Origin of the sequence: Labilibaculum sp. (assembly GCF_041595635.1) — a bacterium.
Lineage (GTDB): Bacteria > Bacteroidota > Bacteroidia > Bacteroidales > Marinifilaceae > Labilibaculum.
In genome coordinates this window covers 20,154-41,770 of record NZ_JBFHJW010000003.1, presented here as the reverse complement: position 1 = coordinate 41,770, position 21,617 = coordinate 20,154, and the positions used below count along the sequence as shown (strand labels likewise).

The window sequence follows — 21,617 nt, the reverse complement described above, 5'->3', positions numbered from 1 at the left end:
TAGCACATAATTTCAAGAAAATGAAAACTTTTGAATTAAAAGGTTCTTTAAGAACAGATTTAGGAAAAAAAGCAAACAAAACACTTCGTAAACAAGAATTAATTCCTTGTGAATTATATGGTGGAGGCGAAAATATTCACTTTGCTATTGACGAAAAAGTATTCGGAAAATTACTTTTTACTCCTGAAGTATATGTTGTTAATGTTGATGTTGATGGAAAAAAATTCTCTTGTATTTTAAGGGATGTACAATATCATCCTGTTAACGATAAAGCGTTACACGCTGATTTCTTCCAGGTATTTGAAGACAAACCTTTCGAAATTGAATTGCCAATTAGAATTGAAGGTTTTGCTAAGGGTATCCAAGCTGGTGGTAAATTGGCAATTGGCTTAAGAAAACTAAAAGTAAGAGGTCTTATGGCTGATCTTCCAGAAAACCTTCTTATTAACGTTACTGAACTTGGTGTTGGTAAAAGTATTCAAGTTGGTCAACTTAACTATGACAACCTTGAATTATTAAATGCTAAAAATGCTGTAGTTGTTCAGGTTAAGCTTACAAGAGCTGCTCGTGCTGCTGCTCAGGCTGCAAAATAGATTTCTATCTAATTTTGCTCAGCATAATGAAGCAAAGAAATACAACCTCCCATTTTTTCAAGAATGGGAGGTTTTTTTAATATAGGAAGAATGGATGCAAGGTTTTCGTTAAAAATGCGACGAATATTCTAACTTTGGCTTTGTTATGATCTCAATTCTTAAAAAACTATTTGGGCGAATTCAAACTCATCCAAAAGAAAAACATATTGATATGAAATATCTGATTGTCGGCCTTGGAAATATTGGCGCTGAGTATGCAAACACAAGACACAATATCGGATTTAGAATTCTGGATGCTTTGGCAGAGAAGGAAAATCTCGAATTTAAAGAAGCCAGATATGGAGCTGTTACCGAATACAAATTTAAAGGAAGAAGCTTTGTGCTAGTTAAACCAAATACTTACATGAATTTAAGTGGAAAATCGGTTAACTATTGGCTTCAGAAAGAAAAAATTCCCGTTGAAAACATGATGGTTTTGGTAGATGATTTGGCTCTGCCCTTTGGAACCTTACGATTGCGCCCTAAAGGAAGCGATGCCGGTCATAATGGACTAAAACATATCAACCAAACTCTTGGTCATCAAAACTACAATCGCTTGCGTTTTGGCATTGGTGCTAATTTTGGTCGAGGCCAACAAATAGACTATGTTTTAGGGGAATGGAGTAGTGAAGAACTCGACCAACTGCCTGAACTTTTTAAGATTTGTATCAACATGATAAAAGGAATGAGTACCATTGGCGTTCAAAGAACCATGACAGCATACAATACTAAAAAATCAGAAAAATAATAGCCATGGAGGATAAGGTTAGAATTGACAAATGGCTTTGGGCTGTACGTATTTTTAAAACCAGAAGTATGGCGGCCGAAGCTTGTAAAAAAGGAAAAGTGACCATTGGCGGTGTGCATGTAAAGCCATCTCGCGAAGTACGACTAAATGAACAAATTGATGTGCGTTTTCCTCCAATTACACGCAGTTATCGAGTTACCGCCATATCGGGCAAACGAATGGGCGCCAAATTAGCAGTCGATTTTGTAAAAGACATAACAGCACAGGATCAACTGGATTTATTAGAAGCTACTAAAACTCATGGTTTTGAAGCACGGGATAGAGGAACTGGAAGGCCTACAAAATTAGATAGACGATTAATTGATAAGCTTAAACAATAAAAAAATATGATAATAGCACAAGATAAAAAGAAGACCAACTTGGCCGAATATATTCTTTACATGTGGCAAGTTGAGGATATCATTAGAGCTTACCAGTTCAATATTGATAAAATTGAAGAAAATATCATCAAACAGTTCAATCAAACAGAAGCCGTACAAAAAGAAATTAAAGATTGGTACGAGAATTTAATTGAAATGATGAAAATTGAAAAAATTGAAGAAAAAGGCCATCTGCAAATTATTAAAAACAATGTGAATGAATTGTTTGATTATCACGTGTTTTTACTAAGCAAAGGGAAAGATTCTGAGTACAATAGCCAGTATCAGAAAGCTTTGGGTAATATCCTCGAATTTCGCAAAAAATCAAATGCGGATCAGGAAACTAACGATGTTGAAGTTTGTCTTACTGCTTTGTATGGTATTTTGATGCTTAAATTACAAGGAAAGGAAATTTCGAAAGATACTTTGGCAGCGGTGAGTACTTTTAGCCAATTAATTTCTGAGCTAACGGCAAAATACAAAGCTTTCGAAGAAGAAAAAGAGTAAACACACTAAATTCCAAAACAGAATGAACCCATCAGGAAAATATAGCAATTGGATCCTACTTTTAGTAGTTTCATTTATCTGGGGAAGCCCCTATATTTTAAGGGAAATAGCCTTGGAAAGCTTCAATCATCAGCAAGTGGCCGCTTTTCAGGTTTTTTTGTCGTTTGTGCTGTTTATTCCTTTAATAGCTAAAAATTTCAAAAAACTATCCAAAGATAACATCGTGCCACTACTACTATCAGGGGTGGCAGGAAACATTGGCCCTTCCTATTTTTTTGCTAAGGCTCAAACTCAAATTAATTCGTCGGTAGCTGGTATGCTTAATGCCATGCTCCCCATGATTACACTGTGCATTGCCATTCTATTTTTCAAATCAAAATCTACAAAGAAAGTACTAGGTGGCATTCTGTTAGGTCTTACAGGAAGCTTACTAATTTGCTTTTCGGGTGAATCCTTTGGAACTTCTTATTTTTGGGGAGTATTCTATGTTTTCATGGCCATATTATCCATTGCTATCAGTATTAACTTGGTGAGTTTTGTCTTGCCAAAACTTAACGGAACAGAAATTGCATCCCTAGCCTTTTTATTTGTTGGCCCAATGGCTGGTATTTTCTTACTTTTTACTGATTTAAGTGCACCATTTGCCTCTGAAACTTTCTCGAAAAGTGCCTTAATGCTTTCATTTTTGGCCATTTTAACTTTTGCTGGAGTCATATTCTACAATCGCTTGATCAAAAAATCATCACATATTTTTGCTGCCTCTATTGCTTACCTTATTCCTATTGTAGCCATATTCTGGGGAGCTGTTATTGGTGGTGATCACATTTCAATTCTACAAATTGCATCCATTATTATTATCTTAGTTGGAGTCCATCTAACGCACCGCTAAAGTGAATAAAAAGATTCTTCTTGCTATTAGTTCAGGAATTTTATTGGGCATGCCTTTTTGCATTCCCTCACTATATTTCGTAATTTTTTTCGCTTGGGTTCCCCTTCTTTGGCTCGAAGAAAAAACCATCAATCATCAGAATTCTTACCTCCTGTTTAATTATGCCTTCCTAAGCTTTTTTGTTTGGAACACTATGTCGTACTGGTGGGTCGGGAAAGCCCAAATTACAGGAGTCGTGCTCATTATTCTAATTAATTCTCTTTTGCTTGCTCTGATTTTCTGGTTGATCAGTAGAAGCAGAAAAACCCTCAAAATCTCTATCCTGTTTCCTTTTTTAATTATCTGGCTAGGATTTGAATATTTTGATACCTGGTGGGATTTGGCTTGGCCCTGGTTGAATTTAGGAAATGCTTTTGCCTCGGCACCCAAATGGGTACAGTGGTACGAATTTACCGGAACACGAGGTGGAAGTTTTTGGGTAATTCTTGTAAATATTGCTATCTATTTCTTACTTAAGAACCCGAAAAAAAAGCCTATTTTACGCACATCAGGAATCGTTCTACTCATAATAATCCCACTTCTTTTTTCTCTTTCATTATTTTATAAAACCGAAAAAACCAATGGCAGCCTATGCTTTGCACTCGTGCAACCAAACCTTGATCCATACAGCGAAAAATTTATTCCTGAAAAAGAAGAAAAACACTTTAGGGATTTTCTAAAAACAGCAGATTCAATTTGCAGGATTCAAGCTGTGGATTTTTTGCTGGGACCCGAAACTATGATTTTAGAATCGATAGATGAAAACAACCCCAACAAATCTTTGTACTATTCACGTTTACTAAACCTAAAAAAGGAATATCCCAATACCAAAATTTTACTAGGTACTCACAGTAATATCAATTCAGAATTATACAATTCGGCCATTTTTATAGGCGATACGCTTGCCCCTCAATTTTACCACAAAACAAAATTAGTTCCCTTATTCGAACGAATTCCCTTTGCTAACTATCTATCTTTTTTGAAAGATTATTCCTTAAACATTGGTGGTTTTAAGGCAACTTATAGCAATAAAAGCGATCAAAATTATTTTTTTTCCGATTCGATTGCTGTTGTTCCTGTACTTTGCTTCGAATCGATTTTTGGAGATTATTGTGCACAAAGAGTTCCACAACTCCCCAGTTTTCTGTGTATGCTTACCAACGATGGATGGTGGAAGAACACACCCGGATATCAACACCATTTTAATTTTAGTCGACTCCGAGCCATCGAATCGCGGCGCGACTATATTCGTGTAGCAAATAATGGCATTTCGGCACACATCGACTCAAAAGGCACGATTCTTGCTAAATCCAAATGGTGGAAACAAACAGTACTAAGTGGGAAATTGGAACTAAGAACGAGAAAAACTTTTTATTCTCAACATGGAGATTCCATAGGTCGTGTATCTCTGTTTATCGGAATTCTTTTATTAATCTTTGTTAAAATTCGCATTACCACCCAAGAAAATGTAAAAAGAAGACCTTAAATGCCTTACATTTATACCCATTAAGTTTTTTGAATAAATCATTTTAAATTTATAGTAAACTAGTTATGAGACGATTTATATTTTCCCTATTAGGGATTTGTCTTTTTGTTGGATCGGCAGATGCAATCACAAAACACAAACAAATTGATAAAACTTTTGAAGTAAGCGAAAACCTCAAAATTGATTCTAAATACAGTAAAATTCAAATCAAAAATTGGGACAAACAAGAAATTCAATTTAAAATATCAATTAGTGCCGAGGGCTCTGATGATGAAAAAACCCAAAAAATAGTAGATAACATTAGCATCGACTTTACTCAAGGAGAAAATCAACTAATGGCTCAAACCGTATTGGGCGATTTCTTCTCGATTAAAAAGTTATCGAATTCACTATTTAATAAAGGTGATATTAAAATACAAATTACCGTAATGATACCTTCAACCGTAAATCTGGATCTAGTACAAAAAGATGGAGATATTTTTATGGATGACCATAATGGTAAAGTAAACCTAGACCTGAATAATGGTAAGTTTACCGCTCAAAACCTGACGGGTGAAAATAGTTTTACCATTGCTGGAAGTACATTTAATGTAGAGGGAGCCAATAATGCAAAATTAAATATTAGTAATTCGACAATAAATATCGAAAATGCAAATAAATTGACAGGAGAAAGTCGTGATTCTGAATTCTCAATAGGCGTAGCCGATTACATCAGCATTAACTCGGCAAGAGATAAATTTGATGTGAGAGAACTAGAATACCTCTACGGTTCTTCCAATTTCAGTAAATTTGAAATTAGTCAAATGGGCGGCGAAATTGATTTTGATTTAAAATTTGGCAACATAAATGTATTCAACATCAACAACATGTTTTCCTTTATTAAAATAGATTCAAAATATGGAAATGTTGGTTTAAGCTTTATGGAAGGCAGTCAAATTGCTTACGAAATCAACCACAAATCAGTAAAATTCGACAATTCAGCCGACTTCATTCTCAACAATGTAGCAACAGCCGATAAAAAAACCTTTGTAGCAAAAGGTCGTGTAGGTGAAAAGGAAGCCTTCTCAAAACTAACTATCAGAGCAAATAATTGCAAAATTCGTTTGCAATAATAAAAATCCTTCACTAAGATTAACAAACAAGAAAAGACCCATTCCCAAAGGAATTGGTCTTTTCTATTTTTGCATTTTCCCTTCCAAAATGAGTCTGCTTACTTTATTTTTAAATCAATTCACTTTAACTATCAAAGCTATACCTATATGAATAAAACCAGTTAGTAAGCCTAACCAAGAGAATTTCAATACAACAATCTACATTTTGTATTGAGAATATTCTCGTTATATTTGTGAATTATTGATATCTATATTGAGCCTTATAAAGGAATATTAGCTATTACAATAGTTCTCATCAATCAAATTTAAAAACATACAATAATGAGCGAATTATATACTGCCGAATTTCGCAAGATAATGCAAGTAAACGACGATTATACAAGCATGCGATCGAACCGAATTGAAGAAATTATGAATTTTGCCAGAGGAGCTAATTTTGAACGAATCGGAATTGCTCACTGCATAACTTTCTCATACGAAGCTCAATTGCTAGAACAATATTTTTCTAAATATTTCGATGTTTACACTATAGATTGCAAGTACGGACGCCTTCCCAAAAAAAATATTCTAGGTGGAGAAAGCAAGCGAATCATGTGTAACCCTGCAGGACAAGCCGATTATTTAAACCATAAAAACACAGATTTAAATATTTCAATGGGCTTATGTGTTGGTCATGATATGATTTTTTCGAAAAAATCGGAAGCTTTAGTCACCAATCTGTTCGATAAAGATTTTACAAACAACAACAATCCCTCTAAAGCCATTTCGGATATTGAAGCTATGTTATAGAAGATTATTATTAGGAACGTAAATTGAAAAAGAAGTAAAATAATAGAAATTTCATTTCTACCTAGAAATACCTTTTGCATACTACAATCAACCCATACCTTATAGCCCATCTTCTCATAAAAATCAGAAGCATAAGTAGTCTGAATGAATAATTACTTTAACATTTTTTAATCCTGAGATCGGATCCTTTTTATTATCTTCCTCGGAATTTAAAACAAAGGATATGAAAAGAATTACTTTATTTCTGATTCTTAGCTTTATAGTAACTTCAAGCTTTGCTCAAAAACAACTACAAGAACACTTCAAAAAAGATTTAATTAATTATACAAGTGCCTTTAACAACAAGGAATGGAATACTCTCACTCAAATGATGTATCCACCAATGTTCGAGATGATGAGCAAAGAAAATATGGTTCAGGGACTCGAACAAATGGATAAAATAGGGGTAAACATGACAACCGACTTTAAATCCATCGACAATGTATCGGAAGTAGTTGTGAATGGAAGCGAAAAATACTGTAAAATTCAATACTATGGAATCATCAACATTAAGCTATCTGGGCTTATGTCGCAAGGAAGTTTGTTACTGCAAAGCCAATTCGAGAATGAGTTTGGTAAAGAAAACGTAACATATAAGGAAGAAAATAACTCTTTTACGATACATGCACATCGTTCGATGCTGGCGATAAGCCATAAAAATTCCGACGACTGGAAATATATCGATGTTGATTCTCCGAAGGCAAAAGGTCTTAAAAAACTGATACCTGAAAAAGTTCAGCAACAATTCAACTAATTGATATTCTAGAAAATTAGCTACAAAATGAAAATATATTTTTCAGGTTCCATCAGAGGAGGACAACAAGACACCGATTTGTACCATGAATTAATTAAAGCTTTAAAGCAATATGGTACAGTACTCACAGAACACATCGGTTCTAAAAAGATTGATACAAACAGCAGCGATCAGGAAATACACGATAGAGATATGAAATGGGTAAGAGAATCGGATATCGTGATTGCTGAAGTTACTGTGCCTTCGCTTGGCGTAGGCTACGAAATTGGACGAGCAATTCACTTAAAAAAGCCCATAATTTGCTTGTATAGAAGTATAAATGGCAAAACAACTTCAGCCATGATTCGTGGTTGTTCCGACTTACAATGTTTTGAATATGCAGAGCTGAATGATGCAAAAACAATCCTTAAAAAGTTCTTTACAGGTAATCAATAACAACGCTTATCTATATAATTTTTTAAGACAAATCAAGCACAAAATCCACATTACCAATTAATAATCAGTCTATTGCAAGACCAAATAAGCTACTCATCACTAAACATGTTTGGTTTACCGTAACAAAAGTACGATCAACAAAAAAAAATTGATTTTTAATACTTTAAATTCTACTTTTATAAAAAATTATAAAAGTATGGGAAAAATGAATTGTTGGGAATATTATTCTTGCGGTCGGGAAGCTGGAGGAATCAACACGAAAGAACTAGGTGTTTGTCCTGCAAGTACCAAGCAGCTAACTTCTGGAATTAATGGAGGTACAAATTCTGGGCGATATTGCTGGACTGTTTCCAATACCTTATGTAATGACAAAGTTCAAGGTGATATAGAAGACAAACTACTTAACTGCATTAATTGTAGTTTCTTTAAATCTGTAAATTATGACGAGGGACGGGAATTTCAACTTATATGTAGTGAATTTCTTAAAAACGATTAGAAATAAACTCGTTAATTTAATATCTCTTGGCACTCTCACTCTCCGTCATCCAATTCTCAAAATTACACCCCTTCTTCCAAATACTTCCTCAATTTATCATTTATTTTCCCCTCTCATTAAAAGATAAATCATCACAACAAATACAATTAGCTTACGAAGCTAGCGAAAGCATTTTTTTACATTAAAAAATTTGTTTACACGTGTTTATTGAATAATTTAGAGAGATACTATCAACCCAATGGAATAAACAGCAAGAAGTTATTCTCTATTGAATTTTATTTTACACTTTGCGTATGATGGATTTTACTGATATTTTAAGACATAAGATTTCGGTGCCTTTACTAATAGAATCCATGGCTGAAGGTATTGTTTTCATCAATCAAAAAGGCACTATTTTAATGGTTAATCATGCAACCAACGAGCTGTTTGGCTATCCTGAAAAAGAACTGATTGGACAATGCATTGACGTATTACTTCCCAATAAGTATAAACAAAATCATAAAAAGCATTTACAAGATTATTTTTCGGCTCCAAAAGTACGATCAATGGGTCACACTAATTCTACAGTCTCAGGAATAAAAAAGGATGGCTCTCAAGTACCTCTCGAAATTAGCTTAAGTTTTTTTAAGGCCGAAAACGAACCTATTGGACTGGCATTTATTACGGATATTTCCGCACGTGTTAAAGCCGAAAACGAACTTAAAAGCAGAAATATAGAACTAGATGCTTTTGCCCATACTATCGCTCACGAACTCCATTCTCAGCTAAATAGCGTTATTGGCTTTAGCCAACTGCTTCTGAAGAAGCCAGATTTAAGCAATGAAAAGAAAAATTCTTTTCTTGAAATGACCGTTTCCAGTGCTTATAAAATGAACCAAATTATTCAGGAAATACTTTTATTCTCGACTCTTAAAAAAGAAGAGGTAAAAAAAACACCATTAGCTATGGAAAATATTATAAAAGAAGCCCTTAGTCGCATTTCCGATTCAGAAAAAGCAGATTCAAAAATATACGTTGCTAAACAGTTTGAAACTTCCCTTGGTTATGGTCCTTGGATTGAAGAGGTTTGGTACAATTACATACAAAATGCAATTAAGTACGGAGGAACTCCTCCTAAAATCGAAATTGGCAGTTCGAAAACAGAAAATGGCTACAGTAAATTTTGGGTAAAAGACAATGGCTTGGGCTTAAATGAAGAGCAATGTAAACTTGTTTTTACCGAGCCGCAGAAACTGAGCCAAACTCACATTCAAGGTCATGGTATAGGATTATCTATTGTGCAACGTATTGTTCAAAAGCTTGACGGCCGGGTGCAAGTAGAGAGTAGCCCGAATAAAGGAAGCACTTTTAGTTTTTACCTTCCCAATTCGTAATTCATTATCACCACAAAAACTCAACCTAACACCCACAACCATATTCCTTTTACATTTTTTTCAACATTTCTCGGGCAATTACAACTCCATTTACCGAAGCTTGCATTAATCCTCTGGTAATTCCTGCTCCATCTCCACCCAGATACAAGTTCTTAACCGATGTTGACTGAAACGTATTATCCACTTTCGTGATATTGCTATAAAACTTTACTTCAACACCATACAATAAAGTTTCATCGGAAGCCAAACCAGGTGTTACCTTATCTAATGCCAATATCATTTCTTCAATATCTTTCAAGATGCGATGCGGCAAAACAAGACTTAAATCCCCAGGAACTGCATCCTTTAAAGTAGGAATTATATTATTTCGATACAGTCGGTTTGAAGTGGTTCTACGACCTCGAATTAAATCACCAAATCGTTGTACCAAAATTTGATTATTAGTCAGCATATTGGCCAAGCGAGCTATATGCTTTCCGTACTCAATAGGAGCTTTAAACGGTTCGGTAAACTTCTGTGAAACTAGCAAAGCAAAATTGGTATTGTCGCTTTTCAGATCCTTAAAGCAATGTCCATTTACCACGGCTAAATTATCGTCGTAATATTCCGAGGATACAAAACCTCCTGGGTTTGAACAAAAAGTTCTTACCTTATCATCGAAAGTATGAGTATAGTGAATCAATTTCGCCTCATAAAAATTATCATTAATTTCTTTCATCACTTCATTTCTGCACTCCAAGCGAACTCCAATATCAACCACTCCAACTTCGGTCAAAATACTCTCTTTACTGCACTCTTTCATCAACCAATCGGCACCATCGCGTCCCACTGAGACCATTACTTTATCAGCAAAATAATCCCCTTTTCCGTTTTTTACTCCCTTTATCTGATCACCCTCTAAAATGAGATTTTCAACAGCACAATTAAAATGCACCTCTACCCCTTTATCCGTTACAAAATCATATAGTTTTCGATACAATTCCTGAGCTTTTTCGGTACCTAAATGGCGGACCGGACAATGCACTAATTTTAAATTCGCTTCGATTGCTTTTTTTCGAATAGCCTGCATTTCCATACTAAGCGACTCTCCATGAATATCGGAAGCCGCACCAAAATCTAAATAAACCTCATCGGTATATTTTATTAAACTGATGGTCTCCTCCATTCCCAAATAATCGGGCAAAGTACCTCCTACCTCAGGGGAGAGAGAAAGTTTTCCATCTGAAAAAGCGCCTGCACCAGCCCATCCAGTAGTAATACTGCAAGGTTTACAATGCACACATTTTCCACCATTGGTGTGTTTAGGACAATTTCGTTTGTCCATTCCTCTCCCTTTTTCAAGGATTAAAATTGTTAAATCCTCACGATTTTTGACCAATTCGTAGGCACAAAAGATACCAGCAGGACCGGCTCCAACAATAATCACATCGTATTTCTTCATACGTTTAATTTAAATTTTACAGATTAATGCGGCTTCTCTTTTTTCAAAAGACAAACCTTCAAAATAGGAATTATTTCAATTCAAATCACATAAAACTCTCTTTAATGATTATAAATACAAGAAGACCTACACCTAAAAAATCGGGCATAAAAAAAGTCGGAACGATATTTCATTCCGACCCATTTTCTTAACTAAAGTATATACTATCTGTTTTGAAATTCCCTTTTCCCATTTTCGAGAAACTCTACAAATTTATCAGCATTTAAATCGTAAGCTCTAGGTTCTACCAAACTTTCCTCTTCATTATCCATTAAAACGTAGTAAGGTTGGGCATTCACACCAAAACGAGTAATCTGGAAATCAGCATACTTCTTACCTAAGGTTTTTTTCACTTTTCCATCGTAAGTAGAGGTAACCCAATCTGATTCTGGCAAAGTCTGTTTATCATCCACATACAAAGCAATAATTACGTAATCCTCTCGTAAAATTTTCTGTACACGCGGATCCGACCACACATTCGCTTCCATCTCACGACAATTCACGCAACCATGACCAGTAAAATCGATAAAAATAGGTTTGTTCTGCTCTTTTGCACAAGCAAGTCCCTGCTCAAAATCGAAATATCCTCTTAACCCATGTGGTAAGTGGAGCTTTTCAGCATACTTTGGTGTTTCACATAATTCAGCTTCACGTATATTACTTGATGTTCCCGACTGATCTCTTACAATAGCTGCAATATCAAAATCTTGCGTTGTTTGAGGAGGCATGTAACCAGAAATCCCTTTTAATGGGGCTCCAAACATACCAGGAATCATATAAACAACAAATGAAAACGAAACAATAGCAAGCATTAATCGGGGCACCGAGATAAATTTAATTTCACTATCATGACTAAACTTCAATTTTCCTAACAAATAAAATCCCAATAAAGTGAAAATCACAATCCAAATTCCCAGATAGATCTCACGATCCAAAAGTCCCCAACCATAAGTTTGATCGGCAATACTCAAGAATTTAAGCCCTAAAGCCAATTCTAAAAATCCTAAAACTACTTTTACAGAATTTAACCAACCACCCGATTTAGGTAAGTTATTTAACCATGAAGGAAAAATAGCAAACAAAGTAAATGGTAAGGCAAAAGCCAGGGAGAATCCGAACATACCAACAATAGGTTCCAAAACCTCACCTCCAGCAGATTTCACTAGAATTGACCCAACAATAGGCCCTGTGCATGAGAAGGAAACTAGAACCAAGGTAAAAGCCATAAAAAACGAACCTGCAATTCCTCCCTTATCTTCCTTAGAGACTGATTTATTCACAATCCATCCAGGCATAGTTATTTCAAACATACCGAAAAAAGAAAAAGCAAAAATCAGGAAGATAATAAAGAAAAGAATGTTAGGAATCCAATGTGTACTCAGCCAATTGGCAAAACTTGGTCCTAAGGTTACCGCCACAATTGTACCAATAATAGTATAGATACCAATTATGGATAGCCCATAAACCACTGCATTAAAAATGGCTTTCCGTTTGTTTTCAGAACTGTGCATAAAAAAAGAAACCGTCATAGGAATCATAGGAAACACGCATGGAGTAAGCAAAGCAATCAATCCAAATGTGAATGAAATAAAGAATAAAGACCACAGAGATGAATATTCCTTACGAGGATTCTTCATTGGGCTAAATTTTTCCTTCACTTCACTACTAGAATCAAGGCTTGATTCCGCATTAGAAGCATTTACTTTAAACTCAAAATCTGGGGTAAACATCACACACTCACCTTCACGACAAGTTTGATATTCCATCTCACCTTGAATAGAAAATGCAGTTTCGGAAAGTAACTTTACTTTTTGTTTTAGAATTGCCTCTCGCACAAAATACTGAATGTTCATCTCAAAAATGTCATCATATTCTGTGCTAGCTTTGGTAATTTCTTGCAAATCACCAATCAATTGGTACTGATCCGATGGGGTAAAAGTTGCACTAAAACGGATGGGTCCCCCATCAGGAAAGTGCTGGGAATAAAGATGCCATTCTTTATCAATTTGGGCAGTAAATACCAAATTTATTTCATTATTATCAAGTTGTTCTGTTGAGAAATCCCAAGATACTGTCTCTCGTATTTGTGCCTGTAAAGTAAATAGGCTACTAAAGAAAACTAGTAGGAGTAAAAAAAGAAATTTTTGTTTCATGTGCTTTAATTTATTTGCTTTAACACCTAAAATTAGTATTATAATGCACCTTAACAAAGCCTTTAACAAAATGATAACAAAGTTTCAAAAAGCCACTAATTAAGTGGGTTGAAACACAACTAACTCAATTCTATTTCCTGATTATTTTTATCGAAGAATTTATACATTACCATATCATAGGAAGGAATTTCTCGAACAGAAAGTTTAATTCCATATTCCGACTGCCACGTTCTACGCAATGTTTTCCATATTCCCTTGTTGATGTAGGCGGCAATAAAAGGATGTACTTTTAAAGTAATATTTTTTTCATCCTGCTGATCAACTACTCTTTTTAGAGCTTGCTCAATTTGATCGGTTAACAATATGGATGGAGTAATTTTTCCTGTACCCAAACAGGTTGGACAGGCTTCTTGGATGTCAACTTTCATTTCAGGACGAACACGCTGACGAGTAATTTGCATCAAGCCAAACTTACTCAATGGCAAGATGTTGTGCTTTGTACGATCGAGTCCCATGGCCTCTTTCATCTTTTCTAAAACCTTATGGCGATTTTCAGCAGAATGCATATCAATAAAATCGACCACAATAATTCCCCCCATGTCGCGCAGGCGAAGTTGACGAGCAATTTCCTCAGCAGCAGCTAAGTTCACCTCTACAGCATTTGATTCCTGATCATTTCCAGCTTTAGAACGATTCCCACTATTTACATCTACAACATGAAATGCTTCAGTATGTTCAATAATTAAATAGGCACCATTTTTAAAGGATACTGTTTTTCCAAATGATGATTTTATTTGTTTGTCTAAACCCAGCTGATCAAAAATAGGTACATCGCCCGAAATATGTTTTACAATTTTTGATTTTTCGGGTGCTATGCTTGCAATGTAATTTTTAATGTCTTTTGCGGCATTAGCATCATTGATGTAAATGTTCTCAAAAGAAGAATTAAGAATATCACGCAAAATGGCCGTAGTTCGATCCATTTCACCCAAAACTAACTTTGGAGGGGTAAAATCTCTAATGTGTTCAAAACTAGACTCCCATTTTTCAACAAGAGATCTTAATTCCTGATCGAGAGCAGCAACCATTTTCCCCTCGGCAACCGTACGAACGATTACACCGTAATTCTTAGGCTTAATACTTTGAAGAAGTTGCTTCAAACGCATTTTTTCTTCAGCAGAACTAATTTTTTGAGAAATGGAAACTTTATCAGAAAAAGGCATTAAAACTAAATTCCTTCCGGCAATGGAGATTTCGGAACACAATCTAGGTCCTTTGGTAGAAATAGGTTCTTTAGCTACTTGAACGAGTATGTACTGACCTGATTTTACAGTTTCGGACATTTTCCCATTCTTATCGATATCCTGTTCCAATCTCATTTTAGAGATGGATAGGTGACGACCATTTCGTGCTAAAGCTTGTTGTAAGAACTTATTAAGAGATCGAAACTGATGGCCCAAATCTAAATAATGCAAAAAAGCATCTTTTTCATAGCCAACATCAATAAATGCTGCATTTAAACCTGGCATTATTTTTTTTACTTTTCCCAGATAAATGTCTCCAACAGCAAACTTAAGATTATTTTTCTCTCGGGTTAACTCAATTAGCTGCTTATTGCTTAGTAAAGCAATTACAATTTCATTAGGGGTTACATCAATTACAAGCTCGTTACTCACTACTATTTTCTCTTAATTTCAGTAAAGATAATCAGTTCTTACAAATAGATAAACCTAAAGTACAAAAAAGCACTTTAGGTTCATCTATTTTTTTTGTTTCTAGAAACATTCAATTAAAAAGAATTACTTCTTTTTCTTATGACGATTTTTTCTTAATCTTTTTTTACGCTTGTGCGTAGCCATCTTATGTCTCTTTCTTTTTTTTCCGCTTGGCATATCTTTAATATTTTTAATTAATTACAATCTAAGTCTACTTTACGTTAGTTTTTACTTTACTAACGAATGTTTTCGCTGGTTTAAAAGCTGGTATAAAGTGCTCAGCAATAATAATCGTGGTGTTTTTAGAAATGTTTCTTGCAGTTTTCTCTGCTCTTTTCTTAACGATAAAACTCCCGAAACCTCTCAAATACACATTCTTTCCTTTTACCAAAGAACCTTTGATAGTATCCATGAAAGCTTCAACAGTTTTTTGTACTGTAATTTTCTCAATTCCTGTGTTTTTAGAAATCTCGTTAACAATATCTGCTTTAGTCATCTCTTAAAAAATCTTTAATTATCAATTATTTACATCATCATTTTCTCAAATCAGAATGCAAATATATATGATTTCTAGCTATTAATGAAATCGAAAACAAATATTTTTACCCAAATTTGAAAAAAAATAAATCGACACTAATTTTTTAAAAGATGCTTACTAACCAAATCATAAGCTGGTACTTGCAAAATAAACGGGACTTGCCTTGGCGAGAAACTAAAGATCCTTACAAAATATGGATCTCAGAGATCATGCTTCAGCAAACCAGAGTAGCTACAGCCATCGATTACTTTAACCGTTTTATGCATCAATTTCCAACTATCTCGGATCTTGCTAAAGCCAAAGAACAAGAAGTATTGAAATTGTGGCAAGGACTTGGATACTATTCCCGAGCACGAAATTTACATGAAACTGCAAAAACAATCCACACCAAATATAAGGGAATTTTTCCAAAATCCCACAAAGATATTCTAGCATTAAAAGGAATAGGCACCTACACCGCTGCTGCAATTGCATCTTTTGCTTTCAATTTACCTTATGCAGCTGTTGATGGAAATGTGTATCGGGTTTTATCCAGATTATATGGAATAGAAAAAGCGATAGACAGTGCGGAAGGGAAAAAATATTTTCAGAAACTTGCCAACGAAACGATGAATAATGCTCGTCCGGAAATTTACAACCAGGCAATTATTGAATTTGGTGCCTTGCAATGCATTCCCCGAAATCCAAAATGTGAGATTTGTCCTCTTTTATCTACCTGTTATGCTTATAGTAACAAACTCGTGGAGCAATTACCAGTTAAATCAAAACAAATTAAAACTAAAAATCGATATTTTTACTATTTGTTCCTATCTTGTAAAAGTCGTTTTTTAGTCGAAAAAAGAGAAATTAAAGACATATGGAAGAACTTGTATCAATACCCATTAATTGAGTATGATAAAGCTATTTCAACCGATAAATTAATACAAACAATAGAATGGAAAAAGTTATTTGGAAATCAAAATTTGATTATTCGCCGGGTATCAGGAGAGGTAATTCATAAGTTAAGTCATCAAAATTTGCACACCGTATTTATTCATATCGAAATGAATATCGATAGCTTAAAAAATAAATATCAAATTATTGATTTCTCAGAAATATCAGACTACCCCTTTCCCAAACTAATTGAAGATCACTTAAATAATATTATTCTAAATAACACATAATACTATAAGGTGGACAAAATAAGTTTGTATATTTATAAGTATTGTTAAATCTAAAAAAATAAGATATGTCTGTAAACAAAGTAATTCTTGTTGGGAATGTAGGTAAAGACCCTGAAGTAAAATACCTAGACAATGGTGTTGCTGTTGCTAATTTCTCCTTAGCAACCAGCGAAACCTACAACAACAAAAATGGTGAAAAAGTAACGCAAACCGAATGGCACAATATTGTAGTATGGAGAAAACTAGCCGAGATTACAGAAACCTACATTAAAAAAGGAATGCAAATTTACGTCGAAGGTCAAATCAGAACTCGTAGCTGGGAAGACAAAGATGGTGTAAAAAGATACACAACAGAAATTCTTGGATCAACAATACAAATGTTAGGTCGTAAAAACGAGAATGGATCAGAAGCACAAACAACGAATGCGGAGCCTCAATCAGCCAGTGCAGAATCGCCGAAGGCAGATGAAACGGATGATCTTCCATTCTAGATATTCTATTAAAAACTAATTGATACTAAATTGGAAACTGAAGAATTAACGAAACTTTTTTTAAGTAATACGCATATTACTTTTCATGCTATAAATATAGGTACCATTATAAGTTTGCTTGTAATGGTACTTCTTTTGTTTTGCTCAGCAGTAATTTCAGGGGCCGAAGTTGCTTTATTTTCGCTTTCGCCTCAAAATATTAATCATCTTGAAACAGAAGATACTCTAAAAAACAAAAAGCTTATTAATCTACTCAGTAAACCTGAAAAATTACTGGCAACCATATTAATTGGTAATAATTTTATCAACATAGGCATAGTTATCCTATCAAGCTATATCACAAATTCGCTAATTGATTTTTCAGATGCAGCTACCCTTGGCTTTATAGTTCAGGTTGTATTTATCACTTTTCTTTTGCTTCTCTTCGGAGAGCTTATTCCTAAGGTATATGCAACACAAACCTCCATGAAGTTTTCGAAATTCGTAACTTACCCAATCTACTATTTAGAGAAGGTTTGCCGTCCACTTTCGGCAATTTTAATAAAATCCACTTCCTTGGTTAACAATCGAGTTTCTAAAAAACAGAACATTTCGATGGTTGATCTTTCTCAAGCTCTGGAGTTAACAGCAGATGAAATCACTGAGGAGATGGAAATTTTAGAAGGAATTGTCAATTTTGGAAATATTAATGTGGAAGAAATCATGATTCCCCGTGTTGATGTTATTACTGCTGATGTTCAAACAAGTTTTAGTAAATTAAAATCTATTATTATTGAATCAGGACTGTCCAGAATTCCCGTTTTTGACGATAGTTTTGACAATATTAAAGGAATCTTGTACGTGAAAGATTTGCTTCCTCATCACCACAAAGGAAATACCTTTCGATGGCAATCTGTTATTCGTCCTCCCTACTATGTTCCCGAAACAAAAAAAATAAACGATTTACTGGAAGAATTCCAATTGCAAAAAAACCATATGGCCATTGTGGTGGACGAATATGGAGGTACTTCGGGAATTATTACCATGGAAGATATTCTGGAAGAAATTGTTGGTAATATTACTGATGAATCGGATGACGAAAAAGCTACCCACACCAAAGAGGAAGATGGCTCCTACTTATTTGAAGGAAAAACTTCGTTAAACGATTTCTTTAAAATTGTACAAATTGACTCGAGTATTTTTGATTCAATAAAAGGTGATGCAGAAACACTAGCTGGTTTACTTCTGGAAATAAAAGGAGAAATACCAGATAAAAAAGAGAAATTCACCTATAAACACCATCACTTTATTGTAGAAGCGGTTGATAAGCGACGCATCAAAAAAATTCGTTTTATATTGCCAAAGCTACCTAAGAACAATTAATTTCGCTTATTCGAACTTGCTTTGCTTACTTAGTATCAATAGCAGCCACATTCACTACTTATGAAATTGTTTCGCGTTTTTTCAGTACTACTTATTTTTATTCTTATAGCTTGGGTGCCTATGTCTTGCAAAAAGAAATATACTCCAAAACCCAAAGCTTATTTTCGAATTGATTTTCCCCAAAAAGAATACAAAAATTGGAACCTTGACTTTCCATTCAGTTTCGATCGGTTATCGATGACTAAAATTGCAAAAGACCAAAGCAGGGATGCTGAGAAATATTGGATTAACATTCAATATCCTGAGTATAGAGCAACTATTCATCTCAGCTACAAAACAATCGATCAAAATTTGGAAGAATACCTTGAAGACTCAAGAAAGTTAGCCTATAAACATTCTATTGTCGCCGATGCAATTGCAGAACAACTATACATTAATCCCAAAGAGAATGTGTATGGAACAATCTACCGAATAACAGGAAATGCTGCCTCATCGATTCAGTTTACTGCTACAGATAGCACAAAACACTTCTTACGTGGAGCCTTATATTTTAAGGAACGTCCAAATCGCGATTCGCTTGCTCCAGTTATTAAATTCATCGATAAAGACATTGTTCGTCTGATTGAAAGTTTAAAATGGAAATAAGTTAATACATTGATTAATGCCTATTTGCAAAGAGATACAAATTAACGATTCTTGCCAACTACTTATTTGGAATACTACAGAATCGCTGGATGAACTTCTTGAGAAAGTACATTTAACGTCAAATGAATTAGCCAAATTGAACTCTTTTGGTAGTCAGTCTCGAAAAATTGAATTTGCAAGCACTCGCTGTTTGGTACAATTCTGTTTGGGCGAGCATGTTCAAATACAAAACAACGAACACGGAAAACCATACTTGATTAATTCAGATCTAAACATCAGCATTTCACATACAAAATCCTACGTAGGAATTCTCTTGGGTAAAGAGTACAACATTGCTCTAGATATCGAATACTTATCGGATAGAGTACATCGAATTGCCAATCGTTTTCTTTCAAAAAAGGAGATACAATGCATCGATGACAAGAACAAAACCATCCACCTTTACCAACATTGGTGTGCTAAAGAATGCTTAATAAAAATGTATGGCAAAAAAGATGTTCACTTGACTAAAGAGTTAAAAATCAACACATTTTCATCGAGCGACTCTTCTTTTACAGGTGAGGTATGCAGAAGCGATTTTTCCGAAACTTATGCATTTAAATATTTACTGTTCGATAACCATTTGCTCGTTTATGCTTGCAAAAAAAGCCAATAGAGATAGCTTTTATCCATATTGGCTTCTTTATATTTTTCCTTACAAGACAATTAATTCACCAACTCTTCAATTGGATTCCCATCGCAACCCGAAGGAATAGAGATGTTTAGAAAACTGGAAATTGTCGGAACAATATCTTCTATCGAAATCGATCTTGAAATAGTAGATCGCTTTATTTTCCATCCATACCAAAATAATGGAACTTGATTGGTGTATGAATATTGGGCAATTTCATCACGTTCATCTTTTACGCTATGCATCCAGCCTGGTTCTAAGGTAAGCACCACATCACCAGAACGTTTTTGATTGAAAGAACGCTGAACCTTTTGCAACACACCATGTGAATAATTGTTGGTTACCAAACTCTCCGCCGCAGTAGTGGTGGCAACACCTGTGAATTGAATCAGAAAACTAGCTGCTTTTAATTGAAAATCAGCAACCGAAAGTTTAGAATCTTCAATCAGTTGATGATTTAAGTAAACTTGTTGCGAATCGTATCCTAAAATCCATTGGCCATTTCCATATAAAATATTGAAATAAGATTTCAACAAAGCAATGGCGTTATAAGTACTAAAATAACCATTAGGAATATTTTGCTCCGACAGATTTTCAGGTGTATAGTTCGCCGATTGATCTGCTGTAACGAACAACAGTACATTCTCCATTCCAATTTGCTCGTCTAAAAAGGAAAGAAAATGTTCCAATTCCTGATCCAGTCGAATAAAATTATCGATCATTTCGGGAGCAAAAGGCGATAGCTCTCTATTTTTCTCATCCAAACAAGAAAAAGTAAGCGCCAAAAAATCAGCATCATCATCCTTACCCATATTTTCGTTGATGATAGTAGCTATGGCAAAATCTTTCACCAACATATTTCCAAAAGGAGAAGTTTTTAAAGCTTTATAGGCATGATTCTTTTTTTCTTTGTTTAGATCATAAAAAAAGTCATTATTCAAACCAACTTTTCCTAATAATTTATCAGACATTGATGGCTGATTACCTTTATTAAAAGGGGTCCATACCCGATTTAGATAAAAATCAGCAAATTTCTTATCATTAAATTTATTCACCCAATTGTACAAGGTATCCTGATAATAGGACGAACTAATAAAGTTTCCAGTCAAATCGTCCATCCAATAAGCTCCATCGGCAGCATGTCCGGCAGAAAACAATGCAGATTCGCAATTTAGAGCAATACCAACAACACGAGAATGAGAATTGAATAATTTCATTTCATCGCCCAATGTTGATGCAAGAAGTTTGTGTGGCGACACGCCTTTTTCTTTGGTCTGAATTCCAATCAAATTTTGTTGTGAATCATCTTTTGCCATCTCAAGTTCTCCCGACAACCGATTGTGCCATCCGTTGGAAATAATTCCATGAAAAGCAGGTGGGGTACCCGTGAATATTGAAGCATGATCGGGCCCTGTTTGAGAAAATAAATAACTAAATTTTGAATTTTTACAGTAAGTTCCCTGATTCATCAATTTTTTAAATCCACCTTCGCCCAATAAATTTGAATAGCGGAAAAAATAATCAGCTCGCAAATGATCAACCACAATACCAACTACGAGTTTCGGTTTTTCGGATGGAATTTTTCTTGTGCCTTGTGCGCTTACAAATTGGACAGTAAAGAGGAGAACTATTAGTATTAGGCTTCCGAATTTTTTACTCATTATCTTTTTAATTGTGGTTAG

General features: G+C 34.6%; 22 protein-coding genes. 17 read left to right on the top strand and 5 right to left on the bottom strand.

Translation table 11 applies throughout. The features are described 5' to 3' along the window. The first annotated feature begins 20 nt into the window (after positions 1–20). From ABYT26_RS01600 to ABYT26_RS01545, 12 genes are all read left to right on the top strand, one after another. On the top strand, positions 21–593 hold the full coding sequence (locus tag ABYT26_RS01600; RefSeq protein ID WP_372751134.1) for a 50S ribosomal protein L25/general stress protein Ctc: 573 nt from the start codon (positions 21–23) through the stop codon (positions 591–593). A 145-nt stretch (positions 594–738) separates the two neighbouring features. Continuing rightward, positions 739–1,380, top strand: a complete 642-nt coding sequence (gene pth / locus ABYT26_RS01595) for an aminoacyl-tRNA hydrolase (protein ID WP_372751133.1) — start codon at positions 739–741, stop codon at positions 1,378–1,380. 5 nt (positions 1,381–1,385) lie between these two features. Then, the gene (locus ABYT26_RS01590) at positions 1,386–1,760 is read left to right on the top strand and encodes an RNA-binding S4 domain-containing protein (RefSeq protein WP_372751132.1); all 375 of its coding nucleotides are present in this window, start codon (positions 1,386–1,388) and stop codon (positions 1,758–1,760) included. Between the two features lie 6 nt (positions 1,761–1,766). Further along, positions 1,767–2,306 carry a DUF4924 family protein gene (locus ABYT26_RS01585; protein WP_372751131.1) on the top strand — a complete coding sequence of 180 codons (540 nt, stop codon included), beginning with the start codon at positions 1,767–1,769 and terminating at the stop codon, positions 2,304–2,306. Between the two features lie 22 nt (positions 2,307–2,328). After that, positions 2,329–3,195: a DMT family transporter gene (locus tag ABYT26_RS01580; RefSeq protein ID WP_372751130.1), complete on the top strand. Its 867-nt coding sequence runs from the start codon at positions 2,329–2,331 to the stop codon at positions 3,193–3,195. 1 nt (position 3,196) lies between these two features. Beyond that, the gene (lnt, locus tag ABYT26_RS01575) at positions 3,197–4,720 is read left to right on the top strand and encodes an apolipoprotein N-acyltransferase (protein WP_372751129.1); all 1,524 of its coding nucleotides are present in this window, start codon (positions 3,197–3,199) and stop codon (positions 4,718–4,720) included. 65 nt (positions 4,721–4,785) lie between these two features. Further along, on the top strand, positions 4,786–5,832 hold the full coding sequence (locus ABYT26_RS01570) for a hypothetical protein (protein WP_372751128.1): 1,047 nt from the start codon (positions 4,786–4,788) through the stop codon (positions 5,830–5,832). 321 nt (positions 5,833–6,153) lie between these two features. Next, the gene (locus ABYT26_RS01565; RefSeq protein ID WP_372751127.1) at positions 6,154–6,621 is read left to right on the top strand and encodes a DUF1847 domain-containing protein; all 468 of its coding nucleotides are present in this window, start codon (positions 6,154–6,156) and stop codon (positions 6,619–6,621) included. A 223-nt stretch (positions 6,622–6,844) separates the two neighbouring features. Then, complete coding sequence (locus ABYT26_RS01560; RefSeq protein ID WP_372751126.1) at positions 6,845–7,414, top strand: hypothetical protein; 570 nt, start codon at positions 6,845–6,847, stop codon at positions 7,412–7,414. Positions 7,415–7,441: 27 nt separating this feature from the next. Continuing rightward, a complete protein-coding gene (locus ABYT26_RS01555; RefSeq protein WP_372751125.1) occupies positions 7,442–7,849 on the top strand; it encodes a nucleoside 2-deoxyribosyltransferase in 408 nt (135 codons plus the stop codon). A gap of 196 nt (positions 7,850–8,045) precedes the next feature. Then, on the top strand, positions 8,046–8,345 hold the full coding sequence (locus tag ABYT26_RS01550; protein WP_372751124.1) for a two-CW domain-containing protein: 300 nt from the start codon (positions 8,046–8,048) through the stop codon (positions 8,343–8,345). A gap of 293 nt (positions 8,346–8,638) precedes the next feature. Then, on the top strand, positions 8,639–9,718 hold the full coding sequence (locus ABYT26_RS01545) for a PAS domain S-box protein (protein WP_372751123.1): 1,080 nt from the start codon (positions 8,639–8,641) through the stop codon (positions 9,716–9,718). Between the two features lie 49 nt (positions 9,719–9,767). On the opposite strand, the gene ABYT26_RS01540 is transcribed toward ABYT26_RS01545, so the two are convergent. The 4 genes from ABYT26_RS01540 to ABYT26_RS01525 all read right to left on the bottom strand — a co-directional run bounded on the left by ABYT26_RS01540 (position 9,768) and on the right by ABYT26_RS01525 (position 15,562). After that, positions 9,768–11,159, bottom strand: a complete 1,392-nt coding sequence (locus ABYT26_RS01540; RefSeq protein WP_372751122.1) for an NAD(P)/FAD-dependent oxidoreductase — start codon at positions 11,157–11,159, stop codon at positions 9,768–9,770. Between the two features lie 203 nt (positions 11,160–11,362). Beyond that, positions 11,363–13,351 (bottom strand): cytochrome c biogenesis protein CcdA, encoded by a 1,989-nt coding sequence (locus ABYT26_RS01535; RefSeq protein ID WP_372751121.1) that lies wholly within the window; start codon positions 13,349–13,351, stop codon positions 11,363–11,365. 119 nt (positions 13,352–13,470) lie between these two features. Further along, positions 13,471–15,027, bottom strand: a complete 1,557-nt coding sequence (locus tag ABYT26_RS01530) for a ribonuclease E/G (RefSeq protein ID WP_372751120.1) — start codon at positions 15,025–15,027, stop codon at positions 13,471–13,473. A gap of 250 nt (positions 15,028–15,277) precedes the next feature. Continuing rightward, positions 15,278–15,562 (bottom strand): HU family DNA-binding protein, encoded by a 285-nt coding sequence (locus ABYT26_RS01525; RefSeq protein ID WP_101259605.1) that lies wholly within the window; start codon positions 15,560–15,562, stop codon positions 15,278–15,280. 152 nt (positions 15,563–15,714) lie between these two features. Here ABYT26_RS01525 and mutY point away from each other — a divergent pair, with 152 nt between their 5' ends. From mutY to ABYT26_RS01500, 5 genes are all read left to right on the top strand, one after another. Then, positions 15,715–16,767: an A/G-specific adenine glycosylase gene (mutY, locus tag ABYT26_RS01520; protein ID WP_372751119.1), complete on the top strand. Its 1,053-nt coding sequence runs from the start codon at positions 15,715–15,717 to the stop codon at positions 16,765–16,767. Between the two features lie 65 nt (positions 16,768–16,832). Beyond that, entirely contained in the window at positions 16,833–17,258 is a 426-nt protein-coding gene (locus tag ABYT26_RS01515) for a single-stranded DNA-binding protein (RefSeq protein WP_372751118.1), read from the top strand. Between the two features lie 30 nt (positions 17,259–17,288). Beyond that, positions 17,289–18,620, top strand: a complete 1,332-nt coding sequence (gene gldE, locus ABYT26_RS01510) for a gliding motility-associated protein GldE (protein ID WP_372751117.1) — start codon at positions 17,289–17,291, stop codon at positions 18,618–18,620. Between the two features lie 60 nt (positions 18,621–18,680). Further along, positions 18,681–19,265 (top strand): gliding motility lipoprotein GldD, encoded by a 585-nt coding sequence (gene gldD, locus ABYT26_RS01505; RefSeq protein ID WP_372751116.1) that lies wholly within the window; start codon positions 18,681–18,683, stop codon positions 19,263–19,265. Positions 19,266–19,281: 16 nt separating this feature from the next. Next, entirely contained in the window at positions 19,282–19,920 is a 639-nt protein-coding gene (locus ABYT26_RS01500) for a 4'-phosphopantetheinyl transferase superfamily protein (protein ID WP_372751115.1), read from the top strand. A 50-nt stretch (positions 19,921–19,970) separates the two neighbouring features. Here ABYT26_RS01500 and ABYT26_RS01495 read toward each other — a convergent pair whose 3' ends face one another. Beyond that, entirely contained in the window at positions 19,971–21,596 is a 1,626-nt protein-coding gene (locus ABYT26_RS01495) for an alkaline phosphatase family protein (RefSeq protein ID WP_372751114.1), read from the bottom strand. Positions 21,597–21,617 lie beyond the last annotated feature (21 nt).